The organism is uncultured Mycobacterium sp., from assembly GCF_964249325.1.
GTDB lineage: Bacteria > Actinomycetota > Actinomycetes > Mycobacteriales > Mycobacteriaceae > Mycobacterium.
The window spans coordinates 1-2656 of record NZ_CAXUCH010000325.1; the positions used below are offsets into that span (position 1 = coordinate 1).

At 69.7% G+C, this 2656-nt stretch carries 5 protein-coding genes; all 5 read left to right on the plus strand.

Annotated features, from left to right (window positions below):
* Positions 1 to 573, plus strand: a 573-nt coding sequence (locus ACFE99_RS23665) for a TraM recognition domain-containing protein (protein ID WP_375489117.1), incomplete at its 5' end; no start/stop codon positions are given.
* A 99-nt stretch (positions 574 to 672) separates the two neighbouring features.
* Entirely contained in the window at positions 673 to 1134 is a 462-nt protein-coding gene (locus ACFE99_RS23670; protein ID WP_375489119.1) for a single-stranded DNA-binding protein, read from the plus strand.
* Positions 1135 to 1139: 5 nt separating this feature from the next.
* The gene (locus ACFE99_RS23675; protein ID WP_375489121.1) at positions 1140 to 1760 is read left to right on the plus strand and encodes a hypothetical protein; all 621 of its coding nucleotides are present in this window, start codon (positions 1140 to 1142) and stop codon (positions 1758 to 1760) included.
* Positions 1757 to 1948, plus strand: a complete 192-nt coding sequence (locus tag ACFE99_RS23680) for a hypothetical protein (RefSeq protein WP_375489123.1) — start codon at positions 1757 to 1759, stop codon at positions 1946 to 1948. The genes ACFE99_RS23675 and ACFE99_RS23680 overlap by 4 nt, the downstream gene beginning before the upstream one ends.
* 221 nt (positions 1949 to 2169) lie before the next feature.
* The coding region (locus ACFE99_RS23685; RefSeq protein WP_375489125.1) for a recombinase family protein at positions 2170 to 2656 on the plus strand (487 nt) is incomplete at its 3' end.

Below are 2656 nucleotides of genomic sequence, written 5' to 3' on the forward strand. Positions count from 1 at the left end.
GTGTCGGCGTTCATCGAGGACGTGACCGAGACCGCCGGCCGCCACGCGGCCCGCTCACCCGGCGCCCGCCTCGACCCGCCACTGCTGCTCGCATTGGATGAGATCGCCAGCCTCGCCCCGCTCCCGTCCCTGCCGACCTTGATGTCGGATGGCGGCGGGACCGGGATCACGACGTTGACGGTGCTTCAGTCGATGGCGCAGGCCCGGCAGAAGTGGGGCGAGAACCAAGCCGCCGCGATCTCTGACACCGCGATCGTCAAGATCGTCCTCGGTGGGGAGTCCAATAGCCGCGACCTCCAAGACCTCTCCACCTTGATCGGCGAGCGCGACGAGACCACCGACTCGACCACCACCGACGCCACCGGCGGCCGGTCGCATCAGCGCTCGATCCGTCGGGTGCCGATCCTCCCGCCCGACGCGCTGCGGACGATGCCGTTCGGGCTCGGAACGATCCTGCTGCGCGCCGCCCCGCCGATCGTGACCGACCTACGCCCGTGGACCGGCCGCAAGGACGCAGACCAGCTCACCGCCGATCGCCGTCAGATCGAGCAGACGCTACGCGCCGCCGCCTGAGCCGGTAGCCGCCCGGCCGGGCGGTGGGGAGTGGTCGCGCACCTCTCGGGTGGAGCACCAGCCGGTGCTCGTTCATGACCCGAGCGTGGGAGGTACACCGTGGCGATCAGGACTTCACCGTCGATCAACGGGTTCATCGCCAGCGACCCGCGACTGACGTTCAACGACAACGGCGAGGCACGCTTCTACGCCCGCATCGGACAGAACCACTACCGCCGCGAGGACGACGGGAGCTTCACCGAGCTGGAGCCGACCTTCCACGACCTGGTGCAGTTCGGCAAGGGCGCCGAGCTGTCCGCCGAGCGGTTCCGCAAAGGCGACAACTTCCTCGCGCAAGGCTACGTGCGCGACCACACCCGCATCGTCGAGGGGCAGGAGCGCACCGACGAGCAGTTCGTCGCCAAGCGCCTCGGCCACGACCCGAACCTCACCACCTACACCGTCGATCGCCGCCCGCACGCCGAGCGGGAGGCTCCCGCGGCCGAACGTGACTCTGCCAGCCGCAACACCACCCGCCGGGCTCCCGAGGCGGGGGTCGAGCACGACGGCCTCGGGCGCTGATCGCCATGAGCGACCAGACACCAGAGCCGCCCAGCAACCCGCCATACAACTGGGCCGACGACCCCGACAGCGGCCCGGAGCCCGAGCCGGAGCCGGACGAGATCACCGCCGACACGGCAGGCGACGAGTCCGAGACGGACGCGCCTCACCCGGTCAACTGGCGCACGTTGACCGCCGAGGACGCCGAGTATGAGTGGCTGGCCCTCAACGAGTGGGTGGACTGGCTGCGCCACGAGTTCGGGCTGCCCGCCTCCATCATCCCACCGTACTGGCATCGCCATCCCGAGCTGGTGTGGGAGCTGTCGGCGCTGCACCTGCACTGGCTCGGTGCCTACGACCCCGCCCAGCACGCCTCCGCCCCGATCGGCTGGCTGGCCGACTTCCACGCCGCCCAAACTCGGCTGCGCGAGTGGGTCGCGTTGTCCGGCACCCGCCTGGACCGCGACCGGCCGACCCGACAGACGATCTGGCCTGGCGAGCAAGCCGGAACCGTGGCGGCGGAGACGGCGATCGTCAACCGCGATCAGGAGTTCGTCGCGTTCGTGATCGCCGACGTAAATCGCCGCGCCGAGGCCGAGGCCGAGTTCCTTCGCCGAGGCGAGCCCGGCACCGGGGAACGCTCATGACGGCCTCCAAGCAGCGCCGCAGATCGGCGGGCCGGCTGGAGCCGAGCTGGCGGATTCGGGCGATCCGCCGAGACCCGCTCGACCCGCGCCTGCTGGCGCGGCTGTTCATCCAGATGGCCTTGGAGCGCGCCAATGGGCAGGGCACCCAGACCGAGACCAGCAGCGGCGCGCCCAGCGGCGAATCCTGACTCGCCCACGCCGGCCGTTCCGCCTGTCGGTCGGGCGAGAGCGGTATCCTGAAAGGGTCACGCTGGCCTGGCCGGTGTGGTAGCAGAGCAACGTTTCGGCACATCTTCGGGATGTGCCCGCCCCTCTCGTCGGGGCCTATCTCTCAGGACTGACTACCCCGCCTCATCGGACGTTCCCGGCCCGGTCAGCTCACCTGAGCAACCGACGAGAGGAACATGCGATGCCGAAACGATCCAGTCCCAAGCCGGCCACCCCGGCGGTAGTCGAGGACGGCGCCCTGGCCGTCTCCTACCTGCGGGTCTCCACCAAGGAACAGGCCCAACGCGGCGGCCGCGACGAAGGGTTCTCGCTCCCGGCGCAACGGGAGGCCAACCAGCGCAAGCCCGAAAGCTTGAACGCCGCGATCGTGGAGGAGTTCATCGAGCCCGGCGAGTCAGGCACCACCACCGATCGCCCCGCCCTCCAACGCCTCCTCGCCCACGTCAAGTCCCACCCGGTCGCCTACTGCATCGTCCACAAGATCGACCGGCTCGCCCGGAACCGCCTCGATGACGCGATGATCCACTATGAGCTGCGCCAAGCCGGCGTCATGCTCGTCTCCGCCACCGAGAACATCGACGAGACCCCCTCGGGGATGCTGGTCCACGGCATCATGTCCTCGATCGCCGAGTTCTACTCCCTGAACCTGGCGACCGAGGTCACCAAGG

Bases quoted from the DNA above. Each gene is read 5' to 3' on its own strand.
- ACFE99_RS23675 (WP_375489121.1), top strand. From the start codon at position 1,140: ATGAGCGACCAGACACCAGAGCCGCCCAGCAACCCGCCATACAACTGG.
- ACFE99_RS23680 (WP_375489123.1), top strand. From the start codon at position 1,757: ATGACGGCCTCCAAGCAGCGCCGCAGATCGGCGGGCCGGCTGGAGCCG.